Origin of the sequence: Roseovarius roseus (assembly GCF_043355935.2) — a bacterium.
In the GTDB taxonomy this organism is placed as follows: Bacteria; Pseudomonadota; Alphaproteobacteria; order Rhodobacterales; family Rhodobacteraceae; genus Roseovarius; species Roseovarius roseus.
Map to the genome: position 1 here is coordinate 40,861 of NZ_JBHFPE020000003.1, position 26,320 is coordinate 67,180.

The window sequence follows — 26,320 nt, forward strand, 5'->3', positions numbered from 1 at the left end:
GGCTTAAATCGGGGCGAACCGCGACAAACAGGCAGGTCACATGAACTGGATCACCAACTACATGCGTCCGCGCATCAACTCGATCTTCTCGCGCCGCGAGATGCCCGAGAACCTGTGGACCAAATGCGACGAATGCGGCAGCATGCTGTTTCACCGCGAGTTGAGCCAGAACCTGAACGTCTGCACCAATTGCGGACATCACATGAACATCTCGCCGCGCCAGCGTTTTCAGGCGCTGTTCGACGGCGGCACCTTCTCGGAGGTGGCCGTGCCTGCGCCCAAGGCCGACCCACTGCATTTCCGCGATCAGAAGAAATATCCCGACCGGCTGAAGGCCGCGCAGAAATCCACCGGCGAAAAAGAGGCGATGCTGGTCGCCACGGGCGAGATCGGGCGCACACCCATCGTCGCCGCAGCGCAGGACTTCAGCTTCATGGCCGGCTCGATGGGGATGTATGTCGGCAACGCGATCATCGCGGCGGCCGAAACGGCGGTCAAGCTGAAGCGGCCGCTGATCCTCTTTTCCGCCGCGGGCGGCGCGCGCATGCAGGAGGGAATTCTGTCGCTCATGCAGATGCCGCGCACCACCGTCGCGATCCAGATGCTGAAAGAGGCGAACCTGCCTTACATTGTCGTGCTGACCCATCCCACGACGGGCGGCGTCACCGCCTCCTACGCCATGCTGGGCGACGTGCAGATCGCCGAGCCGAACGCGCTGATCTGCTTTGCCGGGCCCCGCGTGATCGAGCAGACCATCCGCGAGAAACTGCCAGAGGGCTTCCAGCGCGCAGAATATCTACTGGATCACGGCATGCTGGACCGCGTGACGCCGCGTCCCAAGATGCGCGAAGAACTGATCATCATTACACGCATGCTTCTGGGCCTGACGCCCGCCATCGCCGGCGATCTGCCCGCGCCCAGCATCGACGTGGCCGAGCCACAGGCCGACGCCAATGCGTCCAAGGCGGGCTCCAAGCCCGACGCGCAGAAGCAGGCAGCGCCCAAGAAATGAGCGCCGCCGGATCGGATGTCATCCTTGAGCGGATGATGGCGCTGCACCCCAAGATCATCGACCTGACACTGGACCGAGTATGGCGCCTGCTGGGCGCGCTCGGCAATCCGCAGGATGCCCTGCCGCCGGTCATCCATATCGCCGGCACCAATGGCAAGGGCAGCACCCAGGCAATGATCCGCGCGGGGCTCGAGGCCACCGGGAGCCGGGTCCATGCCTATACCTCGCCCCATCTCGCGCGCTTTCACGAGCGGATCCGGCTGGCGGGCGATCTGATCACCGAGGACGCGCTGAGCGCGGTTCTGGACGAATGCTATACCGCCAATGGCAGCGATCCTATCACCTATTTCGAGATCACCACCTGCGCCGCCCTCCTGGCAATGTCGCGCACACCTGCGGACTACACGCTGCTTGAGGTCGGGCTGGGCGGGCGGCTGGATGCGACCAACGTGGTGGCCAAACCCGCGCTGACCATCATCACACCGGTCAGCATCGACCACGAGCAATATCTGGGCAACACGCTGGCCAAGATCGCCTTCGAGAAGGCGGGGATCATCAAGCGCGGGGTGGCTTGCGTCGTTGGCCCGCAGGAAGACGAGGCACTCAGCGTGATCGAGGAGGTCGCCGCGCGCAACGGCGCGCCGGTCATCGCCCACGGTCAGCACTGGCATGTCAGCGCCGAACGGGGCCGCATGATCTACCAGGACGAAAGCGGCCTTCTGGACCTGCCCCTGCCCAACCTGCCCGGCGCACATCAGATAGAGAACGCGGGCGCGGCGCTGGCCGCGCTGCGCCATCTCGGGACGGGCGAGGACGCTGCCGAAGCCGCCGTCACCCGCGCCGAATGGCCCGCGAGGATGCAGCGCCTCGATCGCGGCCCGCTGGCCGAGGCCGCACCCCGTGCAGAGCTGTGGCTCGATGGAGGGCATAACGCCTCTGCCGGCGCCGCGCTGGGCCGGCATCTGGCCAGCCTCCCCGCGCGTCCGACGCATCTGATCTGCGGCATGCTCAACACCAAAGATGTTTCTGGCTACCTGCGCCCCTTGGCCGCGCAGGCAGACAGCCTGACTGCGCTCTCCATCCCTGGCGAAGCCAATACGCTGCTGGCCGAGGTCACCGCCAGAGCCGCCGAGGCCGCGGGGCTGACCGCTTATGTCGCGCCCGACCTGCGCAGCGCTCTGGCCCGGATCGTAGCGGACGCGCCCGAGGCGCGTATTCTCATCTGCGGCTCTCTTTACCTTGCCGGGCATGTGCTGCGCGAAAATGGCTGACCTAGCGTAAATTTTTTTCCTGGGCTAAATACCCGGAAACGATTCGATAATTCGAATCGCTGGGTGCTGTGGAGCTCTTACGGGGGCAGTTTCGCACCTCATTCAGGTTGACCGATTCGCAGGTTTGCGCCTATATCTTGCGTCATCGCCTAAATATGGGCGCCAATATCCCGATTTCGCCCTGTTCCGGAGACTTCCTAGAAATGTCATCCCACACCGCCAAGATCGCAACACGCGCCGAGGCATGGGCGGCATGACGCGGGCGGTGCCGATCTCATCAGGGGTTGCGCGCACCGCAGGGGCTTTCACCGTAATTCAACAGGCTTCCGGCGCGCTGGGCGCGCGGGCCAGAGGCAAGCTTGGTTAACAGTTCAACACGCAGGCAGAAGACGAAAACGATCTGAGCAGAGTGATTGAGGGGCCGAACCAACGGCCCCCTTTCATTTTCAAAGACCTCGATTCACCACACGCCGGAAAACATATGTTTTCCGCTCAAAACTCCCTTCGGAGTTTTGCCGCGCAAAGAAAAACCCGGCACCAGTTGGGGCCGGGTTTTGCAATGTCGGAGCCTGCGCCGCGTTTAGTGCAGCTTGGCCTCCACCGTGTCGATACCTTCGTCGATCAGCTTGTTCGCCTCTGCGGCGCTCATCTGCTTGGCGATCACGTCACGGGCTGCGGCGATTGCGATTGCGATGGCGCGATCGCGCACCTCGCGCACGGCACCCGCCTCGGCCGAGGCGATGCGATCCTCAGCGGCCTGCATGCGGCGCGCGATGGACTTCTTGAGGTCTTCGCGGGCTTGCTCGGCAGCGTCATTCGCTTCGGATTTGGCTTGCGCCACGATGCGGTCGGCCTGGTCCTGCACGTCCTTCTGCTGGCGCTCAAAGGTGGCCAGAAGGGCTTGAGCCTCCTCGCGCAGCTCCCGCGCCTCGTCCAGCTCGGACTTGATGCCATCGGCGCGCTTGTCCAGCATTTCACCGATCTTGCCGGGCACCTTGAGGTAGATCAGGAACGCGACGAACAGGATGAACGAGATCATCACGACGAAATTCGTGTTCGACAGCGAGAAGAACGGGCCGGTCGCGGCCAGTGCGGGGCTGGCGGTGATCAGCGCGATCAAAGTTGCAAACGTGCGCATGAGATTAGCCTTTCATCTGCGAGGTGACGGCGGCGTTGACGGACTTGGCGTCGGCCTTCCCACCCATCGCGGCGACGATTTCCTTGGCGGTATCTTTGGCCACGACCTTGACCGATTCCAGCGCGCCCGCGCGGATCTCGTCGATGGCCTTTTCGCCCTCGGCGGTCTTGGCGGCGATCTCGGCGTCGGCCTTGGCCATCGCCTCATCGAGATCGGCTTTGATGCCCGCCTTGGTCTCGGCGATGATGTCATTGGCATTGCTGCGCGCGTCGGCCAGCGCCTTTTCATAGGCGGCTTCGGCCTCGGCGGCCTTGACCTTCAGGTCTTCGGCAGCGGCGATGTCATTGGTGATGGTGCCCTGACGCTCGGCCAGGACGGCTGCGATGCGCGGCAGCGCGATGCGCGACAGCACGAAAAAGATCACGACAAGCGTGACCAGCAGCCAGAAAATCTGGTTGCCCATCCAGTCGGGGCAAAGCTGCGGCAGGCCGATGGCCCCGCCATGCGAGTCGACGCAGACGCCGGCCTCTTCGAGGGCGATGGGCGTGGTGCCCGCCGTCTCGGCAGCGGTTTCGATAGCCATTTTGTCGTCCTTTCTCAGGAAGCCGGTCTGTGAGAGAGGGTGAAGGGCACGGTGCCCTTCACCCATCCCGTAAGGAACAGTCTAACGGACGTTCTTAGACGGCGAACATCAGCAGAAGCGCGACGAGGAACGAGAAGATCCCCAGCGCTTCGGCGAACGCGATGCCGATGAACATGGTGGCCGTCTGGCCGCCGGCAGCCGAGGGGTTGCGCAGGGCTCCGGACAGGAAGTTGCCGACAACATTGCCCACACCGACGGCTGCGCCGCCCATGCCGACGGATGCCAGACCTGCGCCGATGTATGCGCCCATTGTTGCGATATCGCCTTCCATGAGATGTCTCCTTACTGTGGAATTTGCGGTATTTCGGTCGTTTGGTCCGGCAGGATGCCCTGCCGGTATTCCTTGCCTGCGGATCAGTGCGCCGGGTGCAGCGCGTCCTTGAGATAGACGCAGGTCAGAATGGTAAAGACGTAGGCCTGGATGAAGGCCACGAGGATTTCGAGCGCATAGATTGCCGAGATCGCGAGGATCGAGAGCGGCGTCACGGCGAGGCCGATGCCTGTCGAGATGATGATCATCGGCGCGAACGCGGCAAAGACCTTCATCACAGCGTGGCCGGCCATCATGTTGCCTGCCAGACGAATGGAGTGGCTGACGGGGCGCACGAAGTAGGAAATGACTTCGATCAAGGCCAGGATCGGGCGCAGCGGCAGCGGCGCGGCGCTGATCCAGAAAAGTCCCAGGAAACCTGCGCCATGCTTGACGAAGCCGATGACGGTGACGGACACGAAGACCAGAAGCGCCAGCACGGCGGTGACGCCGATATGGCTGGTCGTGGTGAAAGCGCCCGGCAGCAGGCCGACGAAGTTGGCCATCACGACGAACATGAAGATCGTCATGATGTAGGGAAAATAGGGCAGCGCATCACGGCCCGCCACATCCTCGACCATCTTGCGGATAAAGCCATAGGCCAGCTCGGCCACCGACTGCATGCGCGTGGGGATCGACTGGCGGCTGGACGAGCCCAGCACCAAGAGCGCGATCGTCGCCAGAACCGTGATCGCCATCCAGAGCGTCACGTTGGTCACGGTAAAGAGGCCGACCTCACCATCGCCGAAAAGCGGCTTGATGATGAACTGGTCCATCGGGTGGAAGACCAGACCCGTCGTTTCACCGGATGCTGCTTCAGTCGCCATCTTTCGCCCTCTCGTCGCGGCCCTGCTTGGCCGTATGGTCAGCGGCCTTTTCGGCCTCTTGGGTCTGCTGGATTTCCTGCGCGCTGCGGATCATCACCTTGATCCCTGCCGCGAGGCCCAGCAATGTGAAGAGCACCAGAAATATGGGCAACGTGCCCAAAAGGCGGTCCAGCCCGTATCCGATGCCAAAGCCGATCAGAAGACCGGCCACCAATTCTATCACCATGCGCCAAGCCAGCTGGGCCTGCGAATAATGCTCGTCCGTATGGGGCTTGACCTCTTTCGGGGTCTTGAGTGCTTCGATCTTGGCCTCGAGATCGCGAAGCCTGGCGCGATGATCGGGGTCAGTCACTGGGCGTGCCCTTGGATGCGGACGGTTGGCGCATTGCTATGCGGCGGGGCCGTTTGAGTCAAGCGCGGGCGCGCCGCAAGAAGGACCCGCGCAAGCTACTGTTTGAATTGAGTAATTTTGGAGCGATGAAAGGGTTGGAGGTGCAGCGCCCCGGCGGCATGGCGGGATTCAGGCCACCGGAGCTTATTCAACCTTATGGTTGACAAAGAACGGCGCAAGGGGCCGCGCAGCCTAGCGCACGACGAAGACCGAGCATTTTGCGTGCTGCGCGATATAGCCGCCGTGAGAGCTGAAGATATGCTCCATCACGCCGGGCTCGTGAGAGGCCATGATGACCAGGTCGATGCCCAGATCGTCGATGCTCTCCATCAATTTGCGGGTGGTGTCCACGGCAGGGTCGGTGGACTGGACCGGATAGGCCTCGACCGCGACGCCGTATTCGTCGGTGAGGGACTTCGCGAAAGACCCGAGCAGGCCGCCGAATTCCTTGGGATTGTGCCCCAGGCTGCTGGGCAACTCGCCGCCCACGCTGACGACATGCACCTTGGCGCCATGCGCCTTGGCCATTTCACCCGCAACGGCAAGGGCCTTTTGTTGCTTGTCCTTGTGAACCAGATCGACCGGAACCATGATGTGGTTGAACATGTGCTTTCCTTTCGCATTGTGGGAATACAAGGCAGAAGCATTCCCTTGCCGCCATTGTGTCGCAGCACGGGCGGCACTGTAAAGGAGACGTGATGACGGGATCCCTTGACCTGACCTTTGCGGCCCTTGCCGATCCGACGCGGCGCGCGATCCTGTCGATGCTGCTGGAGGATGACATGGCCGTTACGGATGTGGCCGAGCCCTTCGACATTAGCCTTGCCGCGATTTCCAAGCATTTGGGAATATTGAGCCGCGCCGGCATGATCAGCCAAGAACGGCGCGGGCGCGTGAAATGGTGCAAGCTGGAACCCGGCGGCCTGCGCGCGGCATCGGTCTGGATGCAGGGCTTTGGTCAGTTCGAGCCCGTCGATCTGGACGCGTTCGAGGTATTTCTGGCGGCCGAGTTCGGACGCGAAAAGGGCTGACCGGGGCGCGCATGACTGGCGCCCTTCGATCAGCCCGGAATTCTGCGTGGCGGTGCGTTACAGAACGAAGCCCACAATGGCGAGCACGATAACGACCAGACCAACGAGATAAATGATACTACGCATGGGATGTCCCTTGTTTTGCTATTGTCATTGCAGCGCCAACGCCGGGTCACTCGGAAAGGTTCCTGCCTTTCTGCAGAGCGGGACGGCGCCCTTCTTCATTCTTGAGCAGTATCAGCAGCGCGGCGATGGTCAGCGCGACCCCCGCCAGCACCTGCACAGGCGGCAAGGGATTGCCCAGCGCGGCCTGCCAGCAGATGACCCAACTAGGCAGCAGGTAGGTATAGGCCATCACCTTGGCGCTGGGCAGTCTCAACGACGCATATTGCAAAAGGACGATGGTCAGCGCTGTCGCCACGATGGTGATATAGGCCAGCGTGATCCAGACGATGACAGGCATCGCGCCCCAGTCCATCGTGGCCAGATCGCGCGCGCCCAGTGAAATGAGGATCAGCGCCGCCGCCGCGATCGTGCCGAACGAGAAGGTGACCGGCGATTGCCCCCGGTTCAGCCTGCGCACCAGGGGCGTGTAGACCGCATGCGCGGCGCAGCCCCAGAAAAAAATCATCTCGCCCCGCCCGATCCGAAAGTCCAGAAGCATCGCCAGATCGGCGCGAAAGATCACCCACAGCGCCCCTGCCGCCCCCACCGCCAGCGCGGCGGCCATGCGGCGCGTCATGATCTGGCGCATCAGCACGTAGCCCGCGATGCCCGACAGGATCGGCGACAGCGTGAACACTGCCGAGAGCGAGACGGCCGGCGCAATCTTCAGCGCCTCGAACATCAGCACGAAATAGCAGGCCATCAGCGCGCCCAGCAGCATATAGCGCCAGGGTGCCGCGAAATCGCTGCGGGCGACGCTGCCGCGCGCAAAGGCCCAGCCACCCAGCAGCACCGCCGCCGCGCCAAAGCGCAGCGCATTCAGCGCCGCCGGCGCAATATGCGGCGCCGCCAGCGAGCCCAGCGCGAACGAGCCCGCGATCAGTCCTGAAAAAGCCAGCATCGCCACATGGCCGCGCCATTCATCGCTCATGCCCGGCCCCACCCTGCGACGCGCGCCTTGAGGAAACTCATCAGCGCCTGCACCTTGGCGGTGCGATGTAAATCGACATGACTGACCAGCCAGAGCGGGGCGGCCCATTCCGCACGTGGCGGGGCGATCTGCACAAGCTGCGGCATCTTGGACGCCTTGAGGGTCGGCAGAAAGCCGATGCCGACTCCTGCCTCGATTGCCGCCCATTGCGCATGCACATCGTCGCTACGGAACACAACCGCTTCGGGCGGCACGGCTTGCGCCATCCAGCGCGCATGGGGCGCACGCGACAGCGGGTTCGCCGCGCCGATCATCAGATGCCCGGCCAGCGCGTCGGCGCTTTCGGGTTTGCCGTGACGCTCGATATAGCTCTCGGCCGCATAAAGCGTGACAGACTGATCAAAGAACGGCTGCACTACATTGTCGGGCTGGTCCGGCGCGGCCCCAGCGCGAATGGCGACATGCGCCTCGCCGTATTCCAGACGAAACAAGCGATCTCCGGTCAGATAGCGCACGGCCAGATCGGGATAGGCGCGCTGGAAATCGCCCAGCGCCGGCACGAGGAAATGGTTGAACCCGGACAGGGCCGTGACCACCAGATCGCCGCTGACATCGCCGCCATGTCCCTTGATCCGGCCCGCCAGCTGGGCAAATGCCTCGTCCGCGCCCTGCGCCACACTCAGCAGGTCCGCGCCCGCCTCGGTCGGGGTGTAGCCGCGCGCATGGCGCTGAAACAGCCGCACGCCCAGCCGCGCCTCCAGCGCGTCGATATGGCGAATGACGGTGGCGTGATGCACACCCAGCGCGCCCGCCGCCCCGCTGACGGTGCCCGCGCGGGCCACGTGAAAGGCGGTTCGGATCTCGTCCCAGTTATCCATGCGGGGTCCTTGGAGTGATGCTGCGCAGATCGGCTGCACGCACTGTGATCCGATGCACGCCCTCCGCGCAAGGGCACCCCCGCGCTTGACTCGCCCGGCGTCCGCGCCTAGACAGCCCGCAATCCCCGGAAGCGTTTTGCCTTCCGGTCCCTTGGCCTTTGCCGGGATCGCCCTCCGTCAGCGCGTTTGCGCCCACGGGGGCTCTACCGGTTTGGCGCATTCGACGGCCTTGCCCATATGAGGGCGGAGCGACACTGACAGGAGCCTTGGCAGATGTTTGAAAATCTATCCGAACGCCTCTCCGGTGTCTTTGACCGCCTGACGAAACAGGGCGCGCTCAGCGAAGAGGACGTGAAAACCGCCCTGCGCGAAGTGCGTGTCGCGCTTCTGGAGGCGGATGTGTCGCTGCCCGTGGCGCGCGAATTCGTGAAAAAGGTGCAAAGCCAAGCCACCGGCCAATCCGTGCTGAAATCCATCACGCCCGGCCAGCAGGTCATCAAGATCGTGCATGACGCGCTGATCGACACCTTGCGCGGCGAGGGCGATCCCGGCGCGCTGAAAATCGACAACGCGCCCGCCCCGATCCTGATGGTGGGCCTCCAGGGCTCGGGCAAGACCACGACCACCGCCAAGCTGGCCAAGCGCCTGAAAGAGCGCGACGGCAAGCGGGTGCTGATGGCTTCGTTGGACGTGAACCGCCCGGCAGCGATGGAGCAGCTGGCGATCCTCGGCACGCAGATCGGCGTCGACACACTGCCCATCGTCAAGGGCGAGGATCCCGTCCAGATCGCCAAGCGCGCAAAAACGCAAGCCGGTCTCGGCGGCTATGACGTCTACATGCTGGATACCGCCGGGCGCCTCCATATCGACGCCGAGCTGATCGCCCAGGCCGCCGCAGTCCGCGATGTCGCCAACCCGCGCGAGACGCTGTTGGTCGTCGACGGCCTCACCGGCCAGGACGCGGTCAATGTCGCCACGGAATTCGACGACAAGATCGGCGTCACTGGCGTGGTCCTCACCCGGATGGACGGCGACGGGCGCGGCGGCGCCGCCCTCAGCATGCGCGCCGTCACCGGCAAGCCCATCCGCTTCGTCGGCTTGGGCGAGAAGATGGACGCCATCGAGACCTTCGAGGCCGAGCGGATCGCGGGCCGCATCCTCGGAATGGGCGACATCGTCAGCCTAGTGGAAAAGGCGCAAGCCACCATCGAGGCCGAACAGGCCGAGCGCATGATGAAGCGTTTCCAGAAGGGTCAGTTCAACATGAACGATCTGCGGATGCAGCTGGAACAGATGCAAAAGATGGGCGGCATGGAATCCGTGATGGGCATGATGCCCGGCATGGGCAAGATGGCCAAGCAGGTGCAGGAGGCAGGCTTCGACGACAAGATCATCGCGCGCCAGATCGCCCTGATCCAGTCGATGACCAAGAAGGAGCGCGCCAACCCGCAGATCCTTCAGGCCAGCCGCAAGAAACGCATCGCCAAGGGCGCGGGGCTCGAGGTGAGCCAGCTCAACCAGCTTCTCAAGATGCACCGCCAGATGGCGGACATGATGAAGAAGATGGGCAAGGGCGGCATGCTGAAACAGGCCATGAAGGGCATGTTCGGCAAGGGCGGCGGCCCCTCGCCCGAGGAAATTCAAGGCATGGACCCCAAGGCGCTGGAACAGGCGGCCAAGAAGATGGGCGGCAGCATGCCCGGCGGCTTTGGCGGCATGGGCGGCGGCGGTCTTCCCTCCGGCCTCTCAGGCTTCGGCAAGAAGAAGTGAGCCCCATGCTTTCATTGCTCCCCCAATACTCCCGCCGGGGGCGCCGCGCAGGCGCCACCCGCCAGACCTCGATCATGGAGGCCCGCCCATGCTGACCAACATCCCCCGCATCGAGACCGAACGTCTGATCCTGCGCGGCCCGACCGAGCGGGATATTGAGCCGACGATCACCTTCCTGATGGACCCGGCCCGCTCTGCAGGCTTCGGCACCGAGCCGGATCGCAGTCGCGCCTGGCGCTGGTTCGCGATGAATCTCGGCCATTGGGCGCTGCGCGGCTATGGCTATTTCATCATCGAGGACAAGGCGTCCGGTCAGCCCTGCGGCCTCACAGGCATCTGGGCACCCGAAGGCTGGCCCGAGCCTGAGCTGGGCTATGTCGTCTTCGACGGCTTCGAAGGGCGCGGCATCGCCTATGAGGCCGCTTTGCGCGCCCGCGAATGGGCCTATACCGATCTCGGGATCACAACGCTCGGCTCGCATATCGTGCCGGGCAATGCGCGCTCGGTCAAACTGGCTGAACGCATGGGCGCCCGCTTCGAACGCAGCTACACCAACCCCCACATGGGCGAGGACATGATCTATCGCCATCCCTCTCCCACCGAGCTTGGCCTTGCGCCCGGTAAAAAGGTCGACGCATGACGCCTCATCTGGCCGATACCCCCGTGCTCGAGACTGAGCGCCTGACCCTGCGTGCAATCGGCCCGCAGGACATGGAGGCGGGAATCGCGTTTCTGGCATCGGAGCGCGCGCAATACATGGGCGGGCCCTACACGCGGCATGATGCCTGGGTTCAGACCTGCCGCCTAATCGGCGAATGGACGGTGCGCGGCACCGGGCTTTTCGTGATCTGCCTCAAGGGCACCGATGAGGCGATCGGCGATGTTGGCGCCATCTATCCCGAGGGCTATCCCGAGCCGGAAATCGGCTGGGGCCTCTGGACGCCCGAATTCGAGGGCAAGGGCTATGCCGAGGAGGCCGCCATCGCCGTGCGGCAGCACCTTTATGACGATATGGGCTGGCAAACGGCCGTCAGCTATATCGACCCCGACAATGCCCCCTCCATCGCGCTGGCCAACCGTCTGGGATGCAGCCTCGACACGAAGGCACCGCTTCCCGATCTTCCCGATTGGGAGGGCACGCTGATCTACCGCCACCCCGCGCCCACCGACCTGGGCCTCGCCCCTGCCGCGAAGGAGGGCCGCGCATGACCGCCGATACCACCCGCGCCGCACAGCTTCTCAAGGATCACCGCGACAGCATCGACAGGCTGGACGCGATCCTCGTCTACACCTTGGGCGAACGCTTCAAGCACACCCAATCCGTCGGCCGCCTCAAGGCCGAGCACGACCTTCCCCCGTCCGATCCCGCGCGCGAAGCCGCGCAGATCGCGCGTCTGGAGGATTTGGCGAATCAGGCCGATCTGGACCCCGAATTCGCCAAGAAGTTCCTGAACTTCATCATCGCTGAAGTCATTCAGCACCACAAACAGCACCAATCGTAATCAAAACCATACTCAAAACCCCAAGGAGACTACCCCATGGCCATGAAAATTCGCCTCGCCCGCGGTGGCAGCAAAAAGCGCCCCCACTATTCCATCGTCGCCGCCGACAGCCGCATGCCGCGCGACGGCCGCTTCATCGAAAAGCTGGGCACATATAACCCCCTTCTGCCCAAGGACAGCGAAGAGCGCGTCAAGATGAACATGGAGCGCATCCAGCACTGGCTGGACCAGGGCGCGCAGCCGACCGACCGAATCGCCCGTATGCTCGAAGCTGCTGGCGCACGCCCCAAGACCGAGCGCGCCAACATGAAAAAAGCTATCCCCGGCAAGAAGGCGCAGGACCGCGCCGAAGAGCGCGCCGCCAAGGCCGCTGCCATCGAGGAGGCCAAGAACGCCCCCGCCGAGGCACCTGCTGAGGAAGAGGCCGCAACCGAAGAGTAAGAGCCGGAGCGCGCTGGAATGTCTACGTTCACGCCGGACTTCCAGTCGCAACTGGCCGATCTGATGCGGTGGCGGCGCGACGTGCGCCGCTTCCGCACGGATCCCGTGGACGAGGCAGTGCAAGCGCGCTGCCTCGACGCGTTTTGCATGGCCCCCTCCGTGGGCCTGAGCGAGCCGTGGCGCATCATCCATGTCGAGAGCGATGCCGCCCGCGCTGCGGCCCGCAGCAATTTCGAGGCCGCCAATGCCGAGGCACTGGCCGGATACGCAGGCGAGCGCGCGCAACTCTACGGCACGCTCAAGCTGTCGGGCATGCGCGACGCGCCGGTGCAGCTGGCCATCTTCTGCGATGACGCCACGCCCAAGGGCGCGGGCCTTGGCGCCGCAACCATGCCCGAGATGCGCCGGTATTCGGTGGTGGGCGCCATCACCCATTACTGGCTGGCGGCGCGGGCGCAGGGCCTTGGCGTCGGCTGGGTTTCCATCCTCGATCCCGCGCAATTGTCGCGCGATCTGGACGTGCCCGGCGGCTGGTCGCTGATCGCCTATCTGTGCATCGGCTGGCCCGAGGCCGAGAGCCTGACACCCGAATTGCAGGACGCCGGATGGGAGGCGCGCACAGCGCCGCCCTCCCCGGTGCGGCGCTGAGCCATGCTGCGCAAGTTGGTTTTCTGGGCGGTTCTCTTTCTTGCGGGATGGGGCTATGGCAAATATCAACACGCGCAGGACTGCGCCGCAGCAGGCGGGCAGGTGACACGCGGCCTCTGCCGGGGAGAGACGCAATGAGCGAGCATGAAGAGATGATCTGCATCGGGGCCATTGCCGGCTCTTTCGGGGTGCGCGGCGAAGTGCGCTTGAAAAGCTTCGCGGCGGTCCCCGATGATATCGCCGCCTATGGCCCGCTGACGCCCGAAGGCGGCGGCGCGGCGCACACGGTCACCCTGACCGGGCAGACCAAGGGCGGCTTTACCGCACGCCTGTCGGGCATCACCACCAAAGAGGCCGCCGATGCGCTGCGCGGCGTGCGCCTGATGGTCGCCAGATCGAAACTGCCCAGCCTTCCTGATGACGAGTATTATCACGCCGATCTGGTCGGCCTTGCGGTGCACGACACCGGCGGCACGCTCTTGGGCGAGGTCAAGACGGTGCTGAACCATGGCGCGTCCGACCTTCTGGAGATCGCCCTGCCCGGCACGCCCGAGACGGTGCTGCTACCCTTCACGCAGGCCTCCGTCCCAACCGTCGACTTGGCCGGCCGCCGCATCGTGGCCGATCCGCCCGAGGGGCTTTTCCCGGACGCGTGACGCGCGCGGAACCTTGCGCCGGCCTGGCGGGTTAGCGCGCTACGGGCCTGAAAGTAATGGCCCCCAAGCGAAAGGTATTTCCAATGCTCGAATGGATTCTCATACTGCTGGCCATCGCGGCCATCGCCGCGCTTCTGGGCTTCAACAGCCTGTCGGGACTTGCGCTGTCGGGCGCCAAGCTCTTGATCATCGTGGCACTGGTGCTGTTCCTTCTGGTGCTCTTCGGGGTCATCGCACTGGCCTAGCGTCCATCGCCCGGCACGTGTGATCGCGCACAAAAGGCAGCGCTGTGCCACGGCTGGGCATGGCGCTTGCCAAGGCTGCGCGCGACGCGTTATGGCCAGCGCATGTCGAACCCATCTTCGCCTCCCGAGCGGTCCTATGGCCGCAAATCCGTGACGCTCAGCGCCGCGCCACGCGATCTGTTGGACGGCCCTCAGCGGCTGGCGCGGGCGTGGCGCGTGCAGGTGATCACCCTGATGCCGCAGGCATTTCCGGGTATCCTGGGCGAGAGCCTGACTGGCCGCGCGCTCAAGGACGGTTTATGGGAGCTGGAGGCGCATGATCTGCGCCAATATGGCGTCGGCAAGCACCGCAATGTCGACGATACCCCCGCCGGGGGCGGCGCCGGCATGGTGCTGCGCGCCGATGTGATGGGCGCCGCGATCGAGGCGGCTCAGGCCAGCGCCGCAGCGGGCAGTCCGCTGATCTATCTCAGCCCGCGAGGCCGACGGTTTGACCAGCAGATGGCGCGCGATCTGGCCGCTGGGCCGGGCATGACCCTGATCTGCGGACGGTTCGAGGGCTTGGATGAGCGGGTGATCGAACATTACAGCGCCCTCGAGGTGTCGCTGGGAGATTTCGTGCTGACCGGCGGCGATATCGCGGCGCAAGCGATGATCGACGCGGCCCTTCGCCTGCGCCCCGGCATACTGGGCAACGAGGCCAGCGCCGTGGAGGAAAGCCATTCCAGCGGCCTTCTGGAGCATCCGCACTACACCCGCCCGGCCGAATGGCAGGGCCGCACGATCCCCGAGGTCCTAACCTCGGGCAATCATGGGGCCATCGCCAAGTGGCGACAGGACGAGGCCGAGCGCATCACGCAGCAAAGGCGGCCCGATATGTGGGATCGCTACGCAAAATAGCCCCCGAAATACCCCCTCTCGGCTTGCATCGCACGCCCATCTGTCCTAAAGCCCGCGCACCCTGTCTCGGCTCTGCCCGAGTCGGGTGCCGCGTGGCGTGCATCTTTGCCGGATGATCTTTGCATCCGGGCCGGGCATGCCGGGGGCGATAGGTAGATAATGACGATCCGATCTGGGGCGGACTTCTGACATCGGTCAGGGGGATCCGGACAAGGGCCACCAGCTCTCGGGGCGCGAAACACTTTGCGGATGTTAACCGCAAGCAAACCCAGGAGTTCAGCGATGAACATTATCGCTCAGATCGAAGCGGAACAGATTGCCGAGCTTGGCAAGACCATTCCCGATTTCAAGGCCGGCGACACCGTTCGCGTCGGTTACAAGGTGACCGAAGGCACGCGCACCCGCGTTCAGGCATTCGAGGGCGTCTGCATCAGCCGCAAGAACGGCGAAGGCATTGCCGGCTCGTTCACCGTGCGCAAGATTTCGTTCGGCGAAGGCGTGGAGCGTATGTTCCCCCTCTATGCGACGAATATCGACAGCATCGAGGTGGTGCGCCGTGGCCGCGTCCGCCGCGCCAAGCTGTACTACCTGCGCTCGCGCCGCGGTAAATCCGCGCGTATCGCAGAAGACACCACCTACAAGCCCAAGAAAGCGTAAGGACCGGTACGATGAAAAAAGACATCCACCCCGATTACCACGAGATCGACGTCAAGATGACCGACGGCACGATCCTGAAAATGCGCTCGACCTATGGCAAGGAAGGCGACCAGCTGTCGCTGGACATCGACCCCACCGTGCACCCTGCATGGACCGGCGGCTCGTCCCGCCTCATGGACGCTGGCGGCCGCGTGTCGAAGTTCAAGAAGAAATACGAAGGCCTCGGCTTCTGAGCCATTCGCCTTCTTGGTATGTGAAACGCCGCTCCTCTCGGGGCGGCGTTTTTCGTTGGAGCTGCCCCTCCGGAGTCAAGCCGAAGGCGCCGGAGGAGCGCCATCCCACGGGCAGGCGCTCCTCCGGCTACTGCCGCACTGGATCAAAGCGGGCTAGAACGCTACATCCGCGCCCATGGACCACAAAGCCTTCATCGCCCAGCTGCCGCCCGAGACGCTGGCCACGCTCAACACCCCGGAAAACGCCGCTGGCTTGCGCCATCTGGCGGGCCATGCCGCGCTGATCGCCGCCCTCGCGCTCTGGATCGCGCAGGGCTGGCCGCTCTGGCAGGTGGCCCTCGTGCTGCAGGGCATCGCGATCTGTTTCCTCTTCACGCTCGAACATGAGGCGACGCACAAGACGCCCTTCGCCTCGCTCAGCCTCAACGAATGGGTGGGCCGTATCTGCGGCGTGCTCATGCTGCTCCCGTTCGAGTGGTTTCGCTACTTCCACCTCGCCCATCACCGCCACACCAACATTCCCGGCAAGGATCCCGAACTGGAGGGCGGCAAGCCGGAGACGCGCTGGCACTACATCCGCCATGTCTCGGGCCTGCCCTACTGGGCCGCCATGGCGCGCATCACGCTCAACTGCGCGCGGGGCCGCATGGACGCGGCCTACATCCCCACCCGCGCCCGCCCCCGCATCATCCGCGAGGCGCGCGTGATGCTGGCGATCTATGCGGGCGCCCTGCTCAGCCTCGTCTTCACGCCCCTCCTCTTCTGGATCTGGCTTCTGCCCGTCCTCTTCGGCCAACCCTTCCTGCGGCTCTACCTTCTGGCCGAGCATGGGCGCTGCCCGATGGTGGCCGACATGCTGCAGAACACGCGCACGACGCATACGAACCGCATCATCCGCTTCCTCGCGTGGAACATGCCCTACCATACCGAGCATCACGCCCTGCCGAACGTGCCCTTCCACAAGCTGCCCGTGCTCCACGCCCATATGCAGGGCCATCACGGCACGCTGCAAAGCGGCTATGCCGCCTTCACGGCGGACTACGCCCGCAATCTGCAGTGAGGCTTGCACGCAAGGGGGATGCGCGGTAACTCGCCACGAGGACTGACCGAGGATACCCCGATGGACGATCTGCGCGACAAATATATCAGCCTAATTGCGAATGCCCCCGATGAGGCCGCGCTGGAGGATCTGCGCGTGCAGGCCGTTGGCAAGAAAGGCGAGATCAGCCTTGCCATGCGAAGCCTCGGCAAGATGAGCGCCGAAGAGCGCCAGACCGCCGGGCCCAAGCTGAACGCGCTGAAAGACGAGATCACCTCGGCCCTCGCCGCCAAGAAAGAGGCGCTGGGCGATGCGGCGCTGGACGAGCGTCTGCGCGGCGAGTGGCTGGACGTCACGCTGCCCGCGCGCACGCGGCGCCAAGGCACGATCCATCCGATCAGCCAGGTGACCGAGGAAGTGACCGCGATCTTCGCCGATATGGGCTTTGCCGTGGCCGAAGGCCCGCAGATCGAGAGCGATTGGTATAATTTCGACGCTTTGAACATTCCGGGCCACCACCCCGCGCGGGCCGAGATGGACACGTTCTACACCCATCGCGGCGAGGGGGACGCGCGCCCGCCCCATGTGCTGCGCACGCATACCTCGCCCGTGCAGATCCGCACGATGCAGGCGCAGGGCGCGCCGCTGCGCGTGATCGCCCCCGGCCGGGTTTACCGCGCCGATTACGACATGACGCACACGCCCATGTTCCACCAGATCGAGGGGCTGGCCATCGACAAGGACATCTCGATGGCGAACCTGAAATGGGTGCTGGAGGAGTTCGTGAAGGCGTTCTTCGAGGTGGACGATGTCGAGCTGCGCTTCCGCGCGTCGCATTTCCCCTTCACCGAGCCCTCGGCCGAGGTCGACATCCGCTGCTCATGGGAGGGCGGCACTTTGAAAGTGGGCGAGGGCGACGACTGGCTCGAGATCCTCGGGAGCGGCATGGTGCATCCGAAAGTGCTGGAGGCCGGGAATATCGACCCGAACGAATGGCAGGGCTTTGCCTTCGGCATGGGAATCGACCGGATCGCGATGCTGAAATATGGCATCCCGGATCTGCGGGCGTTCTTTGATTCAGATCTGCGGTGGCTGCGGCATTATGGGTTCGCGGCGCTGGATGTGCCGACGTTGCGAGGTGGGTTGAGTAGGTGACTAGCCTAGAAATCCCGTCACTGGTAGCTGGAGGATTGTTAGCAGCAGTTGCTGCAATAATTGGCAGACTCATTTGGCGAGGCGTAGAGCGACACCTAAATGGCACGGCTGACATTATCTGGACCATCACTCATGATGTGCGCTATACGCCTGTTAAGGAGATTGAAGAACAATTTTTTGATCTATGGAGCAACGCCTCCAAACAAAATCCTTCTTGGGACAATTTTGATCGGTTCACTCAATTAAAGAATGACATTGAGAGGTCATATGAAACGCTTGCGATTGCCATCATTAATGTGGGGAATGCAAAATCAGATACGATTAGAATTCTATTGAATAAAGAGCCGCTAAAAATTGCAGTTCGCCCAGATGTGTCAGTTCATAAGAAAACCACTGCGGATGAAAAAGTTGAGCTGCAACTTGATGGCATAGAGCCTAGCGAGCAGTTCCGATTGATATTTTTTGGCCTCAGCAGCTTCGATGTAATGCGCGTTGTTCATGCTCAATCTAAATCCAAACAATATACTTCTGATGAGGTATTGCCTCTTGATTATATCGACGAAAACAAACGAAAAGCGAAAAGTAGATTTATCAGCGTATTTCTTCTCCTTGCTGCTCTTGCCTCTATTTCTCTGGCAGCCTACGGTGCACTTACCCAGATCCAAGAAGACAATCCGTCAGGCGGCGTTGCTAGTGATGGCCTAAGGCCGAACTAGCTTTTACCTCACTCATTCGCAACAAACTGGCTGCGGCTACAACAGGGCAGAGAAGACGCCTGCCCAAGCCGGGCGCGCGCCTGCCCGTGGGGTGGCGCTGCACTCTCTAATCGGCGCGCTTTATGCCTGCCACGTCCTTCCACCATCCGAACGACAGCACGACTTTGCAAAAGCGCCAGCCCGCCGGGACGGGCAGGCGCTCGTCCGGCGCCTTCGGCTTGATTCCGGACGAAAGGGGCGCTTTGAATTAAGATCAAAGCCACAAGGAGCCTGCCCATGCGCCTCTTCCAGCATCGCAACCGCCAGAACACAGCCGAAAGCAGGCGCCTCTATGCAATGTTCGAGCTGGCCTACACCATTGTCGATTTCGCCGCCGCCATCTCTTTCCTCATCGGCTCGATCCTCTTCTTCTGGGCCGAGTATGAGACGCAGGCGATCTGGCTTTTCGTCATCGGCTCGGTCTGCTTCTGCCTCAAGCCCACGATCCGCCTTATCCGCGAGATCAAGCTCCTGGAGATTGGCGATACCGAGGATCTGGCCGAGCGCTACGAGCGTTGAGTGGCCTTTCCCCGCCGCCCCTTCTGCGCTATGCGAGGCGCGACAGATAACGACCCGATGGATGACGGCACATGAAATTCACGATCTCCTGGCTCAAGGACCATCTCGACACATCGGCCACGGTCGATGAGATCGCCTATGCGCTGACCGATCTGGGCCTCGAGGTGGAGGGCATCACGAACCCCGCCGCGCGGCTCGCGGATTTCACGCTGGGCCACGTCACCCATGCCGAGCCGCACCCCGATGCCGACCGCCTGCGCGTCTGCAAGGTGGCGACCGGCGAGGGCGAATTGCAGATCATCTGCGGCGCACCCAATGCGCGGCAGGGCATCACCGTGGTCGTCGCCAAACCGGGCGTCTATGTGCCCGGCATCGACACCACCATTGGCGTGGGCAAGATCCGCGGCATCGAGAGCTACGGCATGATGTGTTCCGAGCGCGAGATGGAGCTCTCGGAGGAACATGACGGCATCATCGAGTTGCCCTCGGGCGAGGTGGGCGAGCGCTATATCGACTGGCTGGCGCAGCACGATCCGGCCAAGGTCGACCCGGTGATCGAGATCGCCATCACCCCCAACCGCCCCGACGCGCTGGGCGTGCGCGGCATCGCCCGCGATCTGGCGGCGCGCGGTCTGGGCAAGCTCAAGGACGCGCCGACGGCGCATGTCGAGGGCGAATTCCCCTGCCCGATCAACGTGACCATCGACGAGGATACGGCGACGAACGGCTGCGAGGTCTTTGCTGGCCGCCTCATTCGCGGCGTCACCAACGGCCCCAGCCCCCAGTGGCTGCAGGACCGGCTTCGCGCCATCGGGCTACGCCCCCGCTCGGCGCTTGTCGATATCACCAACTTCTTCACCTTCGACCGCAACCGGCCCTTGCATGTCTTTGACGCAGGCAAGGTCACCGGCGATCTGCGCGTGCACCGTGCAAAGGGCGGCGAGACGCTGATCGGCCTTGACGAGAAGGAATACACGTTCTCGGAGGGCCAGGTCGTGATTTCCGACGACAACGGCATCGAGAGCATCGGCGGCATCATGGGCGGGCTGGCAACGGGCTGCACCAGCGAGACGACCGACGTCTTCCTCGAAGCCGCCGTCTGGGACAACGTCCAGATCGCCAGCACGGGCCGCGCGCTGAAAATCAACTCGGACGCGCGCTATCGCAACGAGCGTGGGATCGATCCGGCCTTCAACATGGAGGCAGTCGATCTGGCCGCGCAGATGATCATGGATCTCTGCGGCGGCACGCCCTCGAACCTCGTCAAGGCGGGCCGTGTTCCGGACGTGCGCCGCGCCTTTAAACTGGTGCCTGCGCGCGTGCAATCGCTGGTCGGGATGGAGATCCCGGAATCCGAGCAGCGCCAGACGCTGACGGCGCTCGGCTTCCGCCTCGATGGCGATCTGGCAAGCGTTCCCAGCTGGCGCCCCGATGTGCTGGGCGAGGCCGATCTGGTCGAGGAGGTCGCGCGCGTGGCGTCCCTGACCAAGCTTAAGGGCCGCCCCCTGCCCCGCGCGCAGGCAGGCGTGCCCGCGCCGATCCTGTCGCCCGCGCAAAAGCGCGAGCAGATCGCGCGGCGCACGGCGGCGAGCCTCGGCTATAACGAATGCGTGACATACAGCTTCATCGACCACGCGAGCGCGACGCTTTTCGGCGGCGGCGATGATGCGACGATGCTCGCAAACCCGATCAGCAGCGAGATGAGCCATATGCGCCCAGCGTTGCTGCCCGGCCTCTTGCAGGCTGCGGCGCGCAACCAGTCGCGCGGCATTTCCGACATGAGCCTCTTCGAGGTCGGCCACGCTTTTCAAGGCGGCGAGCCGGGCGAGCAGCATCTGCAGGTCGCTGGTATTTTGCTCGGCCGCACCGGACCCAAGGATGTGCATGGCAGTAGCCGCGCGCTTGACCTCTATGACGTGAAGGCAGACGCCGAGGCGATCCTGTCGGCCATCGGTGCGCCGGCCAAGGTACAGATCCTGCGCGGCGCGGATGCCTGGTGGCATCCCGGCCGTCACGGCATGATCTGCCTTGGGCCCAAGAAGGTGCTGGGCGTATTTGGCGAGCTGCACCCCAAGACGCTGCGCGCGATGGGCATCAAAGGCAGCGCCATGGCCTTCACCCTCTGGCCCGCCGAGATCCCCCTGCCGCGCAATGCCACCGCCAACCGGGGCGCGGCGCAAATGCACGGGCTGCAGGCGGTCGAGCGCGACTTTGCCTTCGTCGTCGATGCCGAAGTCGAGGCGCTGACTCTGGTCAACGCGGCGGCAGGCGCCGACAAGGCGCTGATCGAGGATGTGCGTGTCTTTGACGAATTCATCGGTGGCGCGCTGGGTGAGGGCAAGAAATCCCTCGCCGTCACGGTGCGCCTGCAACCCACCGAGGCCACGCTGAAGGATGCCGATATCGAGGCCGTCTCGGCCAAGATCGTCGAAAAGGTCGCCAAGGCGACCGGCGGCACCCTGCGCGGCTGATCCTAGGAGAATGACCATGCTGAACGTTTATCTCAGTGGCGAAATTCACACCGACTGGCGCGACCAGATCGAAACGGGCGCAGAGGGTCTGAACGTCCATTTCAGCGCCCCTGTGACCGATCATGGCGCCAGCGACGATTGCGGTGTGGCGATCCTCGGGGTCGAGGATGACAAGTTCTGGCATGATCACAAGGGTGCCAAGCTAAACGCGATCCGCACCCGCATGGGGATTGAGGAGGCGGATATCGTCGTCGTGCGCTTCGGCGACAAGTACAAGCAGTGGAACGCGGCCTTTGACGCGGGCTATGCGGCCGCGCTTGGCAAGTCGCTGATCATCCTGCAGCCCGAAGAGCATGACCACGCCCTGAAAGAGGTCGATGCCGCCGCGCTGGCCGTTGCGCGCACACCTCAGCAGGTCGTCCAGATACTGCGCTATGTCCTCGATGGCACGCTGTCTGCGTAACAGCAATTCTTGGGGCCGCCCGACCGGAATTGTGCTAGGCTCTTTGCGCAGGCGCGCAAACGTGCCGCATCATCTGGGATAGTGGGACATTTATGCTTAATGAATTTAAGGACTTCATTGCCAAGGGCAATGTCATGGACATGGCCGTCGGCATCATCATTGGCGCCGCATTCACAGCCATCGTTACGTCGATGGTGGGCGATCTGATCAACCCGATCATCGGCCTCTTCACCGGCGGCGTCGATTTCACCAATAATTACGCCGTTCTGGCAGGCGACGTGCCCGCGGGCGCCTCGCTTGAGGCCGCGCGCGAGACGGGGGCGTCCATCTTTGCCTATGGTGCCTTCCTGATGGCCGTCATCAACTTCCTGATCATCGCGTTTGTCGTCTTCATGCTGGTCAAATATGTGAACAAGGTGAAGTCGCTGGCCGACAAGCCCGACGAGGTTGCGCCCGAAGTGCCGACCGCCCCTTCGGAAAAGGACATCCTGATCGAGATCCGTGACGCGCTGAAAACGCGCTGAACTCTCGGTGACGCCTGACCAAGGCCCCGGAACCTCCGGGGCCTTTCGTCGTTGGGCCGGGAACGTTATAGCGGCATTCAATCAATTATTTACGGTTTGAAGGGGATTATCAGTCTTATGGAAGGTTTCTCGGATCAATTGGGCGGCTACGCGCCGCTAATCATCAACGCGGTCAAGGCGCTGGTCGTCCTGATCGTCGGCTGGATCGTGGCGGGCCTCGTTGGCAGTTTCGTGCGCCGGCAAGTGCGCAAGCATCAGCGCATCGACCAGACGCTGGGCAATTTCGCTGCCACCGTCGCCACCTGGGCCATCCGTATCATGGTGCTGCTGGCGGTTCTGAACCTGTTCGGCATCGAGGCGACCAGCGTCGTCGCGGTCCTCGGTGCGGCCACCTTGGCCATCGGCCTTGCTCTGCAGGGTACACTGGCCGATCTGGCCGCAGGCATCATGCTGGTCATCTTCCGCCCCTACAAGCTGGGCCAGTATGTCGATATCGGCGGCACCAGCGGCACAGTCTCGGAAATTGCGCTATTTTTCACCGAGCTGACGACGCCGCAGAACGTGCAGATCATCGTGCCAAACGGGCAGGCATGGGGCTCGATCATCACCAACTACTCGGCCCATGACACGCGACGCCTCGATCTGACATTCGGCATCGATTATGCTGACAGCGCCGATACGGCCATGCAGATCATCCTTGAAAACGCCCGCACGGACGAGCGCGTGATGCAGGACCCCGAGCCCTGGGCGCGGGTAACGAACCTCGGCGACAGCTCGGTCGACATCACCGCGCGGCTCTGGACCTCCACCGCCGATTTCTGGAACGTCAAGTTCGAGCTGACCAAGGCGATCAAGGAGGATTTCGACGCCAAGGGCATCTCGATCCCCTTCCCCCACCAGGTGAATGTCGAGCCGAAAAAGGCATAGCCCCTCGGCTTCATCTTGGTAAAAATACTCAAATTCCGCCGCCAGCAAGGCAATGCAGGCGGCGGGATCAGTTCACCACTCGGCAGGTAAGGTTGATCCTACCACCGCCACTGAGCAGCGAGGACGATCCGAACCTGATCCGGTCGACACCGTGGTATGTCAGCCGCGCATCTCCGCCCATGACCACCACATCGCCCGAGCGCAGCCAATGCGACACCGTACTGCCACCGCGCGCCGTATTGCCGATCCGCAAGAGCCCGTCATCGCCCAGTGAGATCGAGAGCACCGGCCAGCTGAAGTCAGCCTCGTCCCGGTCCTGATGCAGTCCCATGCGCGCGCCCTCGCCGTAGTAATTGATCAAACAGCAATCGGGATCGCGGGTATCGCTGACCAGATCGCGCCAGACCTGCAGAACCGCCGCCGGGATCGGGGGCCATGCCTGCCCGTCCGGATGCGCCGCGGCATAGCGATAGCCCGAGCGGTCAGACACCCAGCCATAGCGCCCGGCCGAGGTCATGCGCACGCTCATCTGGCGGCCCATCGGCGTCATGGGGCGCATCAACGGCGCCGCCGCCACAACATCGCGCAGCGCCGCCACCAGCGCCGCCTGCACCTCGGACCCCAGATACCCCGGTAAAATGCGAAAACCGCGCAGGTCAAGTTCGGTCATATCGCATCCCCGCTGCATCTTTTGCGGGAAAACTGCAAATCGCCTGACGCTCCACCGCTTGCAGGGCCTTCCCGCCCTCCCTATATACGCCCGGAAGCGTTGACCCGCAAACATGGGTCAAGCCTTACCAAACCGGGGCACGGATGCCGTAACGGGTCTGACCCCGCCTATATCGCCTGAAGAGAAAGGGATGAAATCCATGTCCAAAGTTATTGGTATCGACCTCGGAACCACGAATAGCTGCGTTGCCATCATGGATGGCCAAACGCCCCGCGTGATCGAAAACTCGGAAGGGGCGCGCACGACCCCCTCGATCGTCGCCTTCACCGAGAATGAGCGCCTCGTTGGTCAGCCGGCCAAGCGTCAGGCCGTCACCAACCCCGAAAACACCGTCTTTGGCGTCAAGCGCCTGATCGGCCGCCGCGCCGACGATGCCGACTTGGCCAAGGACAAGAAAAACATGCCCTTCACCGTCATCGACGGCGGCAATGGCGACGCATGGGTCGAGGCGCGCGGCGAGAAATACTCGCCCAGCCAGATCAGCGCGTTCATCCTGGGCAAGATGAAAGAAACTGCCGAGAGCTATCTGGGCGAGGAAGTGACGCAGGCCGTCATCACCGTTCCTGCCTATTTCAACGACCAGCAGCGCCAGGCCACCAAGGACGCGGGCAAGATTGCCGGCCTCGAAGTCCTGCGCATCGTGAACGAGCCGACGGCTGCCGCACTGGCCTATGGCCTCGACAAGAAGGACGAGCAGACGATCGCGGTCTATGACCTCGGCGGCGGCACGTTCGACGTGACCATTCTGGAGATGGCCGAAGGCTTCTTCGAGGTGAAGGCCACCAATGGCGACACGTTCCTTGGCGGTGAAGACTTTGACATGCGCATCGTCAATTACCTCGCCGAAGAGTTCAAGAAAGAGCACCAGGTCGACCTGACGCAGGACAAGATGGCCCTGCAGCGCCTGAAAGAGGCCGCCGAGAAGGCCAAGATCGAGCTCTCGAGCTCGAGCCAGACCGAAATCAACCAGCCGTTCATCTCGATGTCCTCGAACGGCCAGCCGCTGCACATGGTCATGAAACTGACCCGTGCCAAGCTGGAGAGCCTGGTCAGCGATCTGATCAAGTCGTCGCTCAAGCCGTGCCAGGCCGCGCTCAAGGATGCGGGCCTCACGGCCAGTGATATCGACGAGGTCGTTCTGGTCGGCGGTATGACCCGCATGCCCAAGGTGATCGAAGAGGTGACCAAGCTCTTTGGCAAGGAGCCGAACAAGGGTGTGAACCCCGATGAGGTTGTCGCGATGGGCGCCGCCATTCAGGCTGCCGTCCTGCAGGGCGATATCAAGGACGTCGTCCTTCTGGACGTCACGCCCCTGTCGCTCGGTATCGAGACGCTGGGCGGTGTCTTCACCCGTCTGATCGACCGCAACACGACGATCCCGACGAACAAGAGCCAAGTCTTCTCGACCGCCGAGGACAACCAGAACGCCGTGACGATCCGGGTGTTCCAAGGCGAGCGTGAGATGGCGGCCGACAACAAGATGCTGGGCCAGTTCAATCTGGAGAATATCCCGCCCGCACCGCGCGGCATGCCCCAGATCGAGGTGACGTTCGACATCGACACCAACGGCATCGTCTCGGTTTCGGCCAAGGACAAGGGCACGAACAAGGAGCACAAGATCACGATCCAGGCTTCGGGCGGTTTGTCCGAGGAAGACATCGAAAAGATGGTCAAGGACGCCGAGGAGAATGCCGAGGCCGACAAGGGCCGCCGCGAGCTGGTCGAGGCCCGCAACCAGGCCGAAAGCCTGATTGACTCGACCGAGAAGTCGATGGAAGAGCATTCGGACAAGGTGGATCCCACCACGATCGAAGCCATCGAACTGGCCATCTCGGCGCTCAAGGAAGACCTCGAGAACGACGACGCAGCCAAGATCAAGTCTGGCATCCAGAATGTCTCGGAGGCCGCGATGAAGCTGGGCGAGGCCATCTACAAGGCCAGCCAGTCGGAAGACGATGGCAGCCCCTCCGCTGCGGATGAGGCTGGCAACGGCGGCGATGACGATATCGTCGATGCCGATTTCGAGGACCTCGACGACAACAAGCGCGCGTGATGCGCCGCTGAGAAACTTTCGGGCCGGTCTGCAAG

At 63.3% G+C, this 26,320-nt stretch carries 32 protein-coding genes; 23 read left to right on the top strand and 9 right to left on the bottom strand.

The window, feature by feature from the left end:
- Positions 1–40: 40 nt before the first annotated feature.
- Positions 41–1,012 carry an acetyl-CoA carboxylase, carboxyltransferase subunit beta gene (gene accD, locus ACEWPL_RS06420; RefSeq protein WP_393932643.1) on the top strand — a complete coding sequence of 324 codons (972 nt, stop codon included), beginning with the start codon at positions 41–43 and terminating at the stop codon, positions 1,010–1,012.
- Positions 1,009–2,283 carry a bifunctional folylpolyglutamate synthase/dihydrofolate synthase gene (locus tag ACEWPL_RS06425; RefSeq protein ID WP_393932645.1) on the top strand — a complete coding sequence of 425 codons (1,275 nt, stop codon included), beginning with the start codon at positions 1,009–1,011 and terminating at the stop codon, positions 2,281–2,283. Before accD ends, ACEWPL_RS06425 begins: the two co-directional genes overlap by 4 nt.
- 580 nt (positions 2,284–2,863) lie before the next feature.
- On the opposite strand, the gene ACEWPL_RS06430 is transcribed toward ACEWPL_RS06425, so the two are convergent.
- From ACEWPL_RS06430 to ACEWPL_RS06455, 6 genes are all read right to left on the bottom strand, one after another.
- A complete protein-coding gene (locus ACEWPL_RS06430) occupies positions 2,864–3,421 on the bottom strand; it encodes a F0F1 ATP synthase subunit B (protein WP_393932647.1) in 558 nt (185 codons plus the stop codon).
- Between the two features lie 4 nt (positions 3,422–3,425).
- Positions 3,426–4,004, bottom strand: coding sequence for a F0F1 ATP synthase subunit B' (locus ACEWPL_RS06435; protein WP_393932649.1), 579 nt, complete (start codon positions 4,002–4,004; stop codon positions 3,426–3,428).
- Between the two features lie 94 nt (positions 4,005–4,098).
- Positions 4,099–4,335 carry a F0F1 ATP synthase subunit C gene (locus ACEWPL_RS06440; RefSeq protein WP_393932651.1) on the bottom strand — a complete coding sequence of 79 codons (237 nt, stop codon included), beginning with the start codon at positions 4,333–4,335 and terminating at the stop codon, positions 4,099–4,101.
- A gap of 83 nt (positions 4,336–4,418) precedes the next feature.
- Entirely contained in the window at positions 4,419–5,201 is a 783-nt protein-coding gene (locus tag ACEWPL_RS06445; RefSeq protein WP_393932653.1) for a F0F1 ATP synthase subunit A, read from the bottom strand.
- The gene (locus ACEWPL_RS06450; protein ID WP_393932655.1) at positions 5,191–5,553 is read right to left on the bottom strand and encodes an AtpZ/AtpI family protein; all 363 of its coding nucleotides are present in this window, start codon (positions 5,551–5,553) and stop codon (positions 5,191–5,193) included. Before ACEWPL_RS06450 ends, ACEWPL_RS06445 begins: the two co-directional genes overlap by 11 nt.
- A 231-nt stretch (positions 5,554–5,784) precedes the next feature.
- Positions 5,785–6,198, bottom strand: a complete 414-nt coding sequence (locus tag ACEWPL_RS06455; RefSeq protein ID WP_393932657.1) for a universal stress protein — start codon at positions 6,196–6,198, stop codon at positions 5,785–5,787.
- 92 nt (positions 6,199–6,290) lie between these two features.
- Here ACEWPL_RS06455 and ACEWPL_RS06460 point away from each other — a divergent pair, with 92 nt between their 5' ends.
- On the top strand, positions 6,291–6,623 hold the full coding sequence (locus tag ACEWPL_RS06460; RefSeq protein WP_393932659.1) for an ArsR/SmtB family transcription factor: 333 nt from the start codon (positions 6,291–6,293) through the stop codon (positions 6,621–6,623).
- 172 nt (positions 6,624–6,795) lie between these two features.
- Here the strand turns inward: ACEWPL_RS06460 and ACEWPL_RS06465 are convergent, their stop codons facing one another.
- Both ACEWPL_RS06465 and ACEWPL_RS06470 read right to left on the bottom strand, forming a co-directional pair.
- Entirely contained in the window at positions 6,796–7,719 is a 924-nt protein-coding gene (locus ACEWPL_RS06465; RefSeq protein WP_393932661.1) for a DMT family transporter, read from the bottom strand.
- Entirely contained in the window at positions 7,716–8,597 is an 882-nt protein-coding gene (locus tag ACEWPL_RS06470; protein ID WP_393932663.1) for a LysR family transcriptional regulator, read from the bottom strand. The genes ACEWPL_RS06465 and ACEWPL_RS06470 overlap by 4 nt, the downstream gene beginning before the upstream one ends.
- Before the next feature lie 273 nt (positions 8,598–8,870).
- On the opposite strand from ACEWPL_RS06470, the gene ffh reads away from it, so the two are divergent.
- From ffh to ACEWPL_RS06565, 19 genes are all read left to right on the top strand, one after another.
- Positions 8,871–10,367: a signal recognition particle protein gene (gene ffh, locus ACEWPL_RS06475; RefSeq protein WP_393932665.1), complete on the top strand. Its 1,497-nt coding sequence runs from the start codon at positions 8,871–8,873 to the stop codon at positions 10,365–10,367.
- A gap of 88 nt (positions 10,368–10,455) precedes the next feature.
- Positions 10,456–11,007 (top strand): GNAT family N-acetyltransferase, encoded by a 552-nt coding sequence (locus tag ACEWPL_RS06480; protein ID WP_393932667.1) that lies wholly within the window; start codon positions 10,456–10,458, stop codon positions 11,005–11,007.
- The gene (locus tag ACEWPL_RS06485) at positions 11,004–11,576 is read left to right on the top strand and encodes a GNAT family N-acetyltransferase (RefSeq protein WP_393932669.1); all 573 of its coding nucleotides are present in this window, start codon (positions 11,004–11,006) and stop codon (positions 11,574–11,576) included. The genes ACEWPL_RS06480 and ACEWPL_RS06485 overlap by 4 nt, the downstream gene beginning before the upstream one ends.
- Positions 11,573–11,869 carry a chorismate mutase gene (locus ACEWPL_RS06490; protein WP_393932671.1) on the top strand — a complete coding sequence of 99 codons (297 nt, stop codon included), beginning with the start codon at positions 11,573–11,575 and terminating at the stop codon, positions 11,867–11,869. Before ACEWPL_RS06485 ends, ACEWPL_RS06490 begins: the two co-directional genes overlap by 4 nt.
- 36 nt (positions 11,870–11,905) lie before the next feature.
- Positions 11,906–12,310: a 30S ribosomal protein S16 gene (gene rpsP / locus ACEWPL_RS06495; protein WP_393932673.1), complete on the top strand. Its 405-nt coding sequence runs from the start codon at positions 11,906–11,908 to the stop codon at positions 12,308–12,310.
- Positions 12,311–12,328: 18 nt separating this feature from the next.
- On the top strand, positions 12,329–12,958 hold the full coding sequence (gene bluB / locus ACEWPL_RS06500) for a 5,6-dimethylbenzimidazole synthase (RefSeq protein WP_393932675.1): 630 nt from the start codon (positions 12,329–12,331) through the stop codon (positions 12,956–12,958).
- 134 nt (positions 12,959–13,092) lie between these two features.
- Complete coding sequence (gene rimM, locus ACEWPL_RS06505; RefSeq protein WP_393932677.1) at positions 13,093–13,614, top strand: ribosome maturation factor RimM; 522 nt, start codon at positions 13,093–13,095, stop codon at positions 13,612–13,614.
- A gap of 83 nt (positions 13,615–13,697) precedes the next feature.
- Entirely contained in the window at positions 13,698–13,859 is a 162-nt protein-coding gene (locus tag ACEWPL_RS06510; protein WP_393932679.1) for a DUF1328 family protein, read from the top strand.
- 102 nt (positions 13,860–13,961) lie between these two features.
- Positions 13,962–14,759 (top strand): tRNA (guanosine(37)-N1)-methyltransferase TrmD, encoded by a 798-nt coding sequence (gene trmD, locus ACEWPL_RS06515; RefSeq protein ID WP_393932681.1) that lies wholly within the window; start codon positions 13,962–13,964, stop codon positions 14,757–14,759.
- Positions 14,760–15,041: 282 nt separating this feature from the next.
- Complete coding sequence (rplS, locus tag ACEWPL_RS06520; RefSeq protein ID WP_393932683.1) at positions 15,042–15,416, top strand: 50S ribosomal protein L19; 375 nt, start codon at positions 15,042–15,044, stop codon at positions 15,414–15,416.
- Between the two features lie 11 nt (positions 15,417–15,427).
- Positions 15,428–15,649: a 50S ribosomal protein L31 gene (gene rpmE / locus ACEWPL_RS06525; protein ID WP_393932685.1), complete on the top strand. Its 222-nt coding sequence runs from the start codon at positions 15,428–15,430 to the stop codon at positions 15,647–15,649.
- 175 nt (positions 15,650–15,824) lie between these two features.
- Positions 15,825–16,709: a fatty acid desaturase gene (locus ACEWPL_RS06530; RefSeq protein WP_393932687.1), complete on the top strand. Its 885-nt coding sequence runs from the start codon at positions 15,825–15,827 to the stop codon at positions 16,707–16,709.
- A 60-nt stretch (positions 16,710–16,769) separates the two neighbouring features.
- Positions 16,770–17,843 (top strand): phenylalanine--tRNA ligase subunit alpha, encoded by a 1,074-nt coding sequence (pheS, locus tag ACEWPL_RS06535; protein WP_393933341.1) that lies wholly within the window; start codon positions 16,770–16,772, stop codon positions 17,841–17,843.
- Positions 17,840–18,559, top strand: coding sequence for a hypothetical protein (locus ACEWPL_RS06540; RefSeq protein ID WP_393932689.1), 720 nt, complete (start codon positions 17,840–17,842; stop codon positions 18,557–18,559). The genes pheS and ACEWPL_RS06540 overlap by 4 nt, the downstream gene beginning before the upstream one ends.
- A 276-nt stretch (positions 18,560–18,835) precedes the next feature.
- The gene (locus tag ACEWPL_RS06545; protein ID WP_393932691.1) at positions 18,836–19,117 is read left to right on the top strand and encodes a YrhK family protein; all 282 of its coding nucleotides are present in this window, start codon (positions 18,836–18,838) and stop codon (positions 19,115–19,117) included.
- 71 nt (positions 19,118–19,188) lie between these two features.
- On the top strand, positions 19,189–21,588 hold the full coding sequence (gene pheT, locus ACEWPL_RS06550) for a phenylalanine--tRNA ligase subunit beta (RefSeq protein WP_393932693.1): 2,400 nt from the start codon (positions 19,189–19,191) through the stop codon (positions 21,586–21,588).
- A 16-nt stretch (positions 21,589–21,604) separates the two neighbouring features.
- Complete coding sequence (locus tag ACEWPL_RS06555; RefSeq protein ID WP_393932695.1) at positions 21,605–22,051, top strand: YtoQ family protein; 447 nt, start codon at positions 21,605–21,607, stop codon at positions 22,049–22,051.
- Between the two features lie 92 nt (positions 22,052–22,143).
- A complete protein-coding gene (mscL, locus tag ACEWPL_RS06560; protein ID WP_393932697.1) occupies positions 22,144–22,575 on the top strand; it encodes a large conductance mechanosensitive channel protein MscL in 432 nt (143 codons plus the stop codon).
- A 117-nt stretch (positions 22,576–22,692) separates the two neighbouring features.
- Positions 22,693–23,502, top strand: coding sequence for a mechanosensitive ion channel family protein (locus ACEWPL_RS06565; RefSeq protein ID WP_393932699.1), 810 nt, complete (start codon positions 22,693–22,695; stop codon positions 23,500–23,502).
- A 67-nt stretch (positions 23,503–23,569) separates the two neighbouring features.
- Here ACEWPL_RS06565 and ACEWPL_RS06570 read toward each other — a convergent pair whose 3' ends face one another.
- Positions 23,570–24,172, bottom strand: a complete 603-nt coding sequence (locus ACEWPL_RS06570; protein WP_393932701.1) for an alpha-ketoglutarate-dependent dioxygenase AlkB family protein — start codon at positions 24,170–24,172, stop codon at positions 23,570–23,572.
- 199 nt (positions 24,173–24,371) lie between these two features.
- Here ACEWPL_RS06570 and dnaK point away from each other — a divergent pair, with 199 nt between their 5' ends.
- Positions 24,372–26,285, top strand: a complete 1,914-nt coding sequence (gene dnaK / locus ACEWPL_RS06575) for a molecular chaperone DnaK (protein WP_393932703.1) — start codon at positions 24,372–24,374, stop codon at positions 26,283–26,285.
- The last annotated feature ends 35 nt before the right edge of the window (positions 26,286–26,320 follow it).

Excerpts from the sequence above, each read along its gene's own strand:
- ACEWPL_RS06425 (WP_393932645.1), top strand. The coding sequence starts at position 1,009 with ATGAGCGCCGCCGGATCGGATGTCATCCTTGAGCGGATGATGGCGCTG.
- ffh (WP_393932665.1), top strand. The coding sequence starts at position 8,871 with ATGTTTGAAAATCTATCCGAACGCCTCTCCGGTGTCTTTGACCGCCTG.
- ACEWPL_RS06490 (WP_393932671.1), top strand. The coding sequence starts at position 11,573 with ATGACCGCCGATACCACCCGCGCCGCACAGCTTCTCAAGGATCACCGC.
- accD (WP_393932643.1), top strand. The coding sequence starts at position 41 with ATGAACTGGATCACCAACTACATGCGTCCGCGCATCAACTCGATCTTC.
- ACEWPL_RS06530 (WP_393932687.1), top strand. The coding sequence starts at position 15,825 with ATGGACCACAAAGCCTTCATCGCCCAGCTGCCGCCCGAGACGCTGGCC.
- ACEWPL_RS06445 (WP_393932653.1), bottom strand. The coding sequence starts at position 5,201 with ATGGCGACTGAAGCAGCATCCGGTGAAACGACGGGTCTGGTCTTCCAC.
- ACEWPL_RS06545 (WP_393932691.1), top strand. The coding sequence starts at position 18,836 with ATGCGCCTCTTCCAGCATCGCAACCGCCAGAACACAGCCGAAAGCAGG.
- rpmE (WP_393932685.1), top strand. The coding sequence starts at position 15,428 with ATGAAAAAAGACATCCACCCCGATTACCACGAGATCGACGTCAAGATG.
- ACEWPL_RS06435 (WP_393932649.1), bottom strand. The coding sequence starts at position 4,004 with ATGGCTATCGAAACCGCTGCCGAGACGGCGGGCACCACGCCCATCGCC.
- dnaK (WP_393932703.1), top strand. The coding sequence starts at position 24,372 with ATGTCCAAAGTTATTGGTATCGACCTCGGAACCACGAATAGCTGCGTT.
- ACEWPL_RS06440 (WP_393932651.1), bottom strand. The coding sequence starts at position 4,335 with ATGGAAGGCGATATCGCAACAATGGGCGCATACATCGGCGCAGGTCTG.
- ACEWPL_RS06460 (WP_393932659.1), top strand. The coding sequence starts at position 6,291 with ATGACGGGATCCCTTGACCTGACCTTTGCGGCCCTTGCCGATCCGACG.
- pheT (WP_393932693.1), top strand. The coding sequence starts at position 19,189 with ATGAAATTCACGATCTCCTGGCTCAAGGACCATCTCGACACATCGGCC.
- rplS (WP_393932683.1), top strand. The coding sequence starts at position 15,042 with ATGAACATTATCGCTCAGATCGAAGCGGAACAGATTGCCGAGCTTGGC.
- trmD (WP_393932681.1), top strand. The coding sequence starts at position 13,962 with ATGTCGAACCCATCTTCGCCTCCCGAGCGGTCCTATGGCCGCAAATCC.
- ACEWPL_RS06455 (WP_393932657.1), bottom strand. The coding sequence starts at position 6,198 with ATGTTCAACCACATCATGGTTCCGGTCGATCTGGTTCACAAGGACAAG.
- ACEWPL_RS06570 (WP_393932701.1), bottom strand. The coding sequence starts at position 24,172 with ATGACCGAACTTGACCTGCGCGGTTTTCGCATTTTACCGGGGTATCTG.
- ACEWPL_RS06465 (WP_393932661.1), bottom strand. The coding sequence starts at position 7,719 with ATGAGCGATGAATGGCGCGGCCATGTGGCGATGCTGGCTTTTTCAGGA.
- ACEWPL_RS06470 (WP_393932663.1), bottom strand. The coding sequence starts at position 8,597 with ATGGATAACTGGGACGAGATCCGAACCGCCTTTCACGTGGCCCGCGCG.
- rimM (WP_393932677.1), top strand. The coding sequence starts at position 13,093 with ATGAGCGAGCATGAAGAGATGATCTGCATCGGGGCCATTGCCGGCTCT.
- mscL (WP_393932697.1), top strand. The coding sequence starts at position 22,144 with ATGCTTAATGAATTTAAGGACTTCATTGCCAAGGGCAATGTCATGGAC.
- ACEWPL_RS06555 (WP_393932695.1), top strand. The coding sequence starts at position 21,605 with ATGCTGAACGTTTATCTCAGTGGCGAAATTCACACCGACTGGCGCGAC.
- rpsP (WP_393932673.1), top strand. The coding sequence starts at position 11,906 with ATGGCCATGAAAATTCGCCTCGCCCGCGGTGGCAGCAAAAAGCGCCCC.
- ACEWPL_RS06430 (WP_393932647.1), bottom strand. The coding sequence starts at position 3,421 with ATGCGCACGTTTGCAACTTTGATCGCGCTGATCACCGCCAGCCCCGCA.
- ACEWPL_RS06510 (WP_393932679.1), top strand. The coding sequence starts at position 13,698 with ATGCTCGAATGGATTCTCATACTGCTGGCCATCGCGGCCATCGCCGCG.
- ACEWPL_RS06565 (WP_393932699.1), top strand. The coding sequence starts at position 22,693 with ATGGAAGGTTTCTCGGATCAATTGGGCGGCTACGCGCCGCTAATCATC.
- pheS (WP_393933341.1), top strand. The coding sequence starts at position 16,770 with ATGGACGATCTGCGCGACAAATATATCAGCCTAATTGCGAATGCCCCC.
- ACEWPL_RS06485 (WP_393932669.1), top strand. The coding sequence starts at position 11,004 with ATGACGCCTCATCTGGCCGATACCCCCGTGCTCGAGACTGAGCGCCTG.
- ACEWPL_RS06480 (WP_393932667.1), top strand. The coding sequence starts at position 10,456 with ATGCTGACCAACATCCCCCGCATCGAGACCGAACGTCTGATCCTGCGC.
- bluB (WP_393932675.1), top strand. The coding sequence starts at position 12,329 with ATGTCTACGTTCACGCCGGACTTCCAGTCGCAACTGGCCGATCTGATG.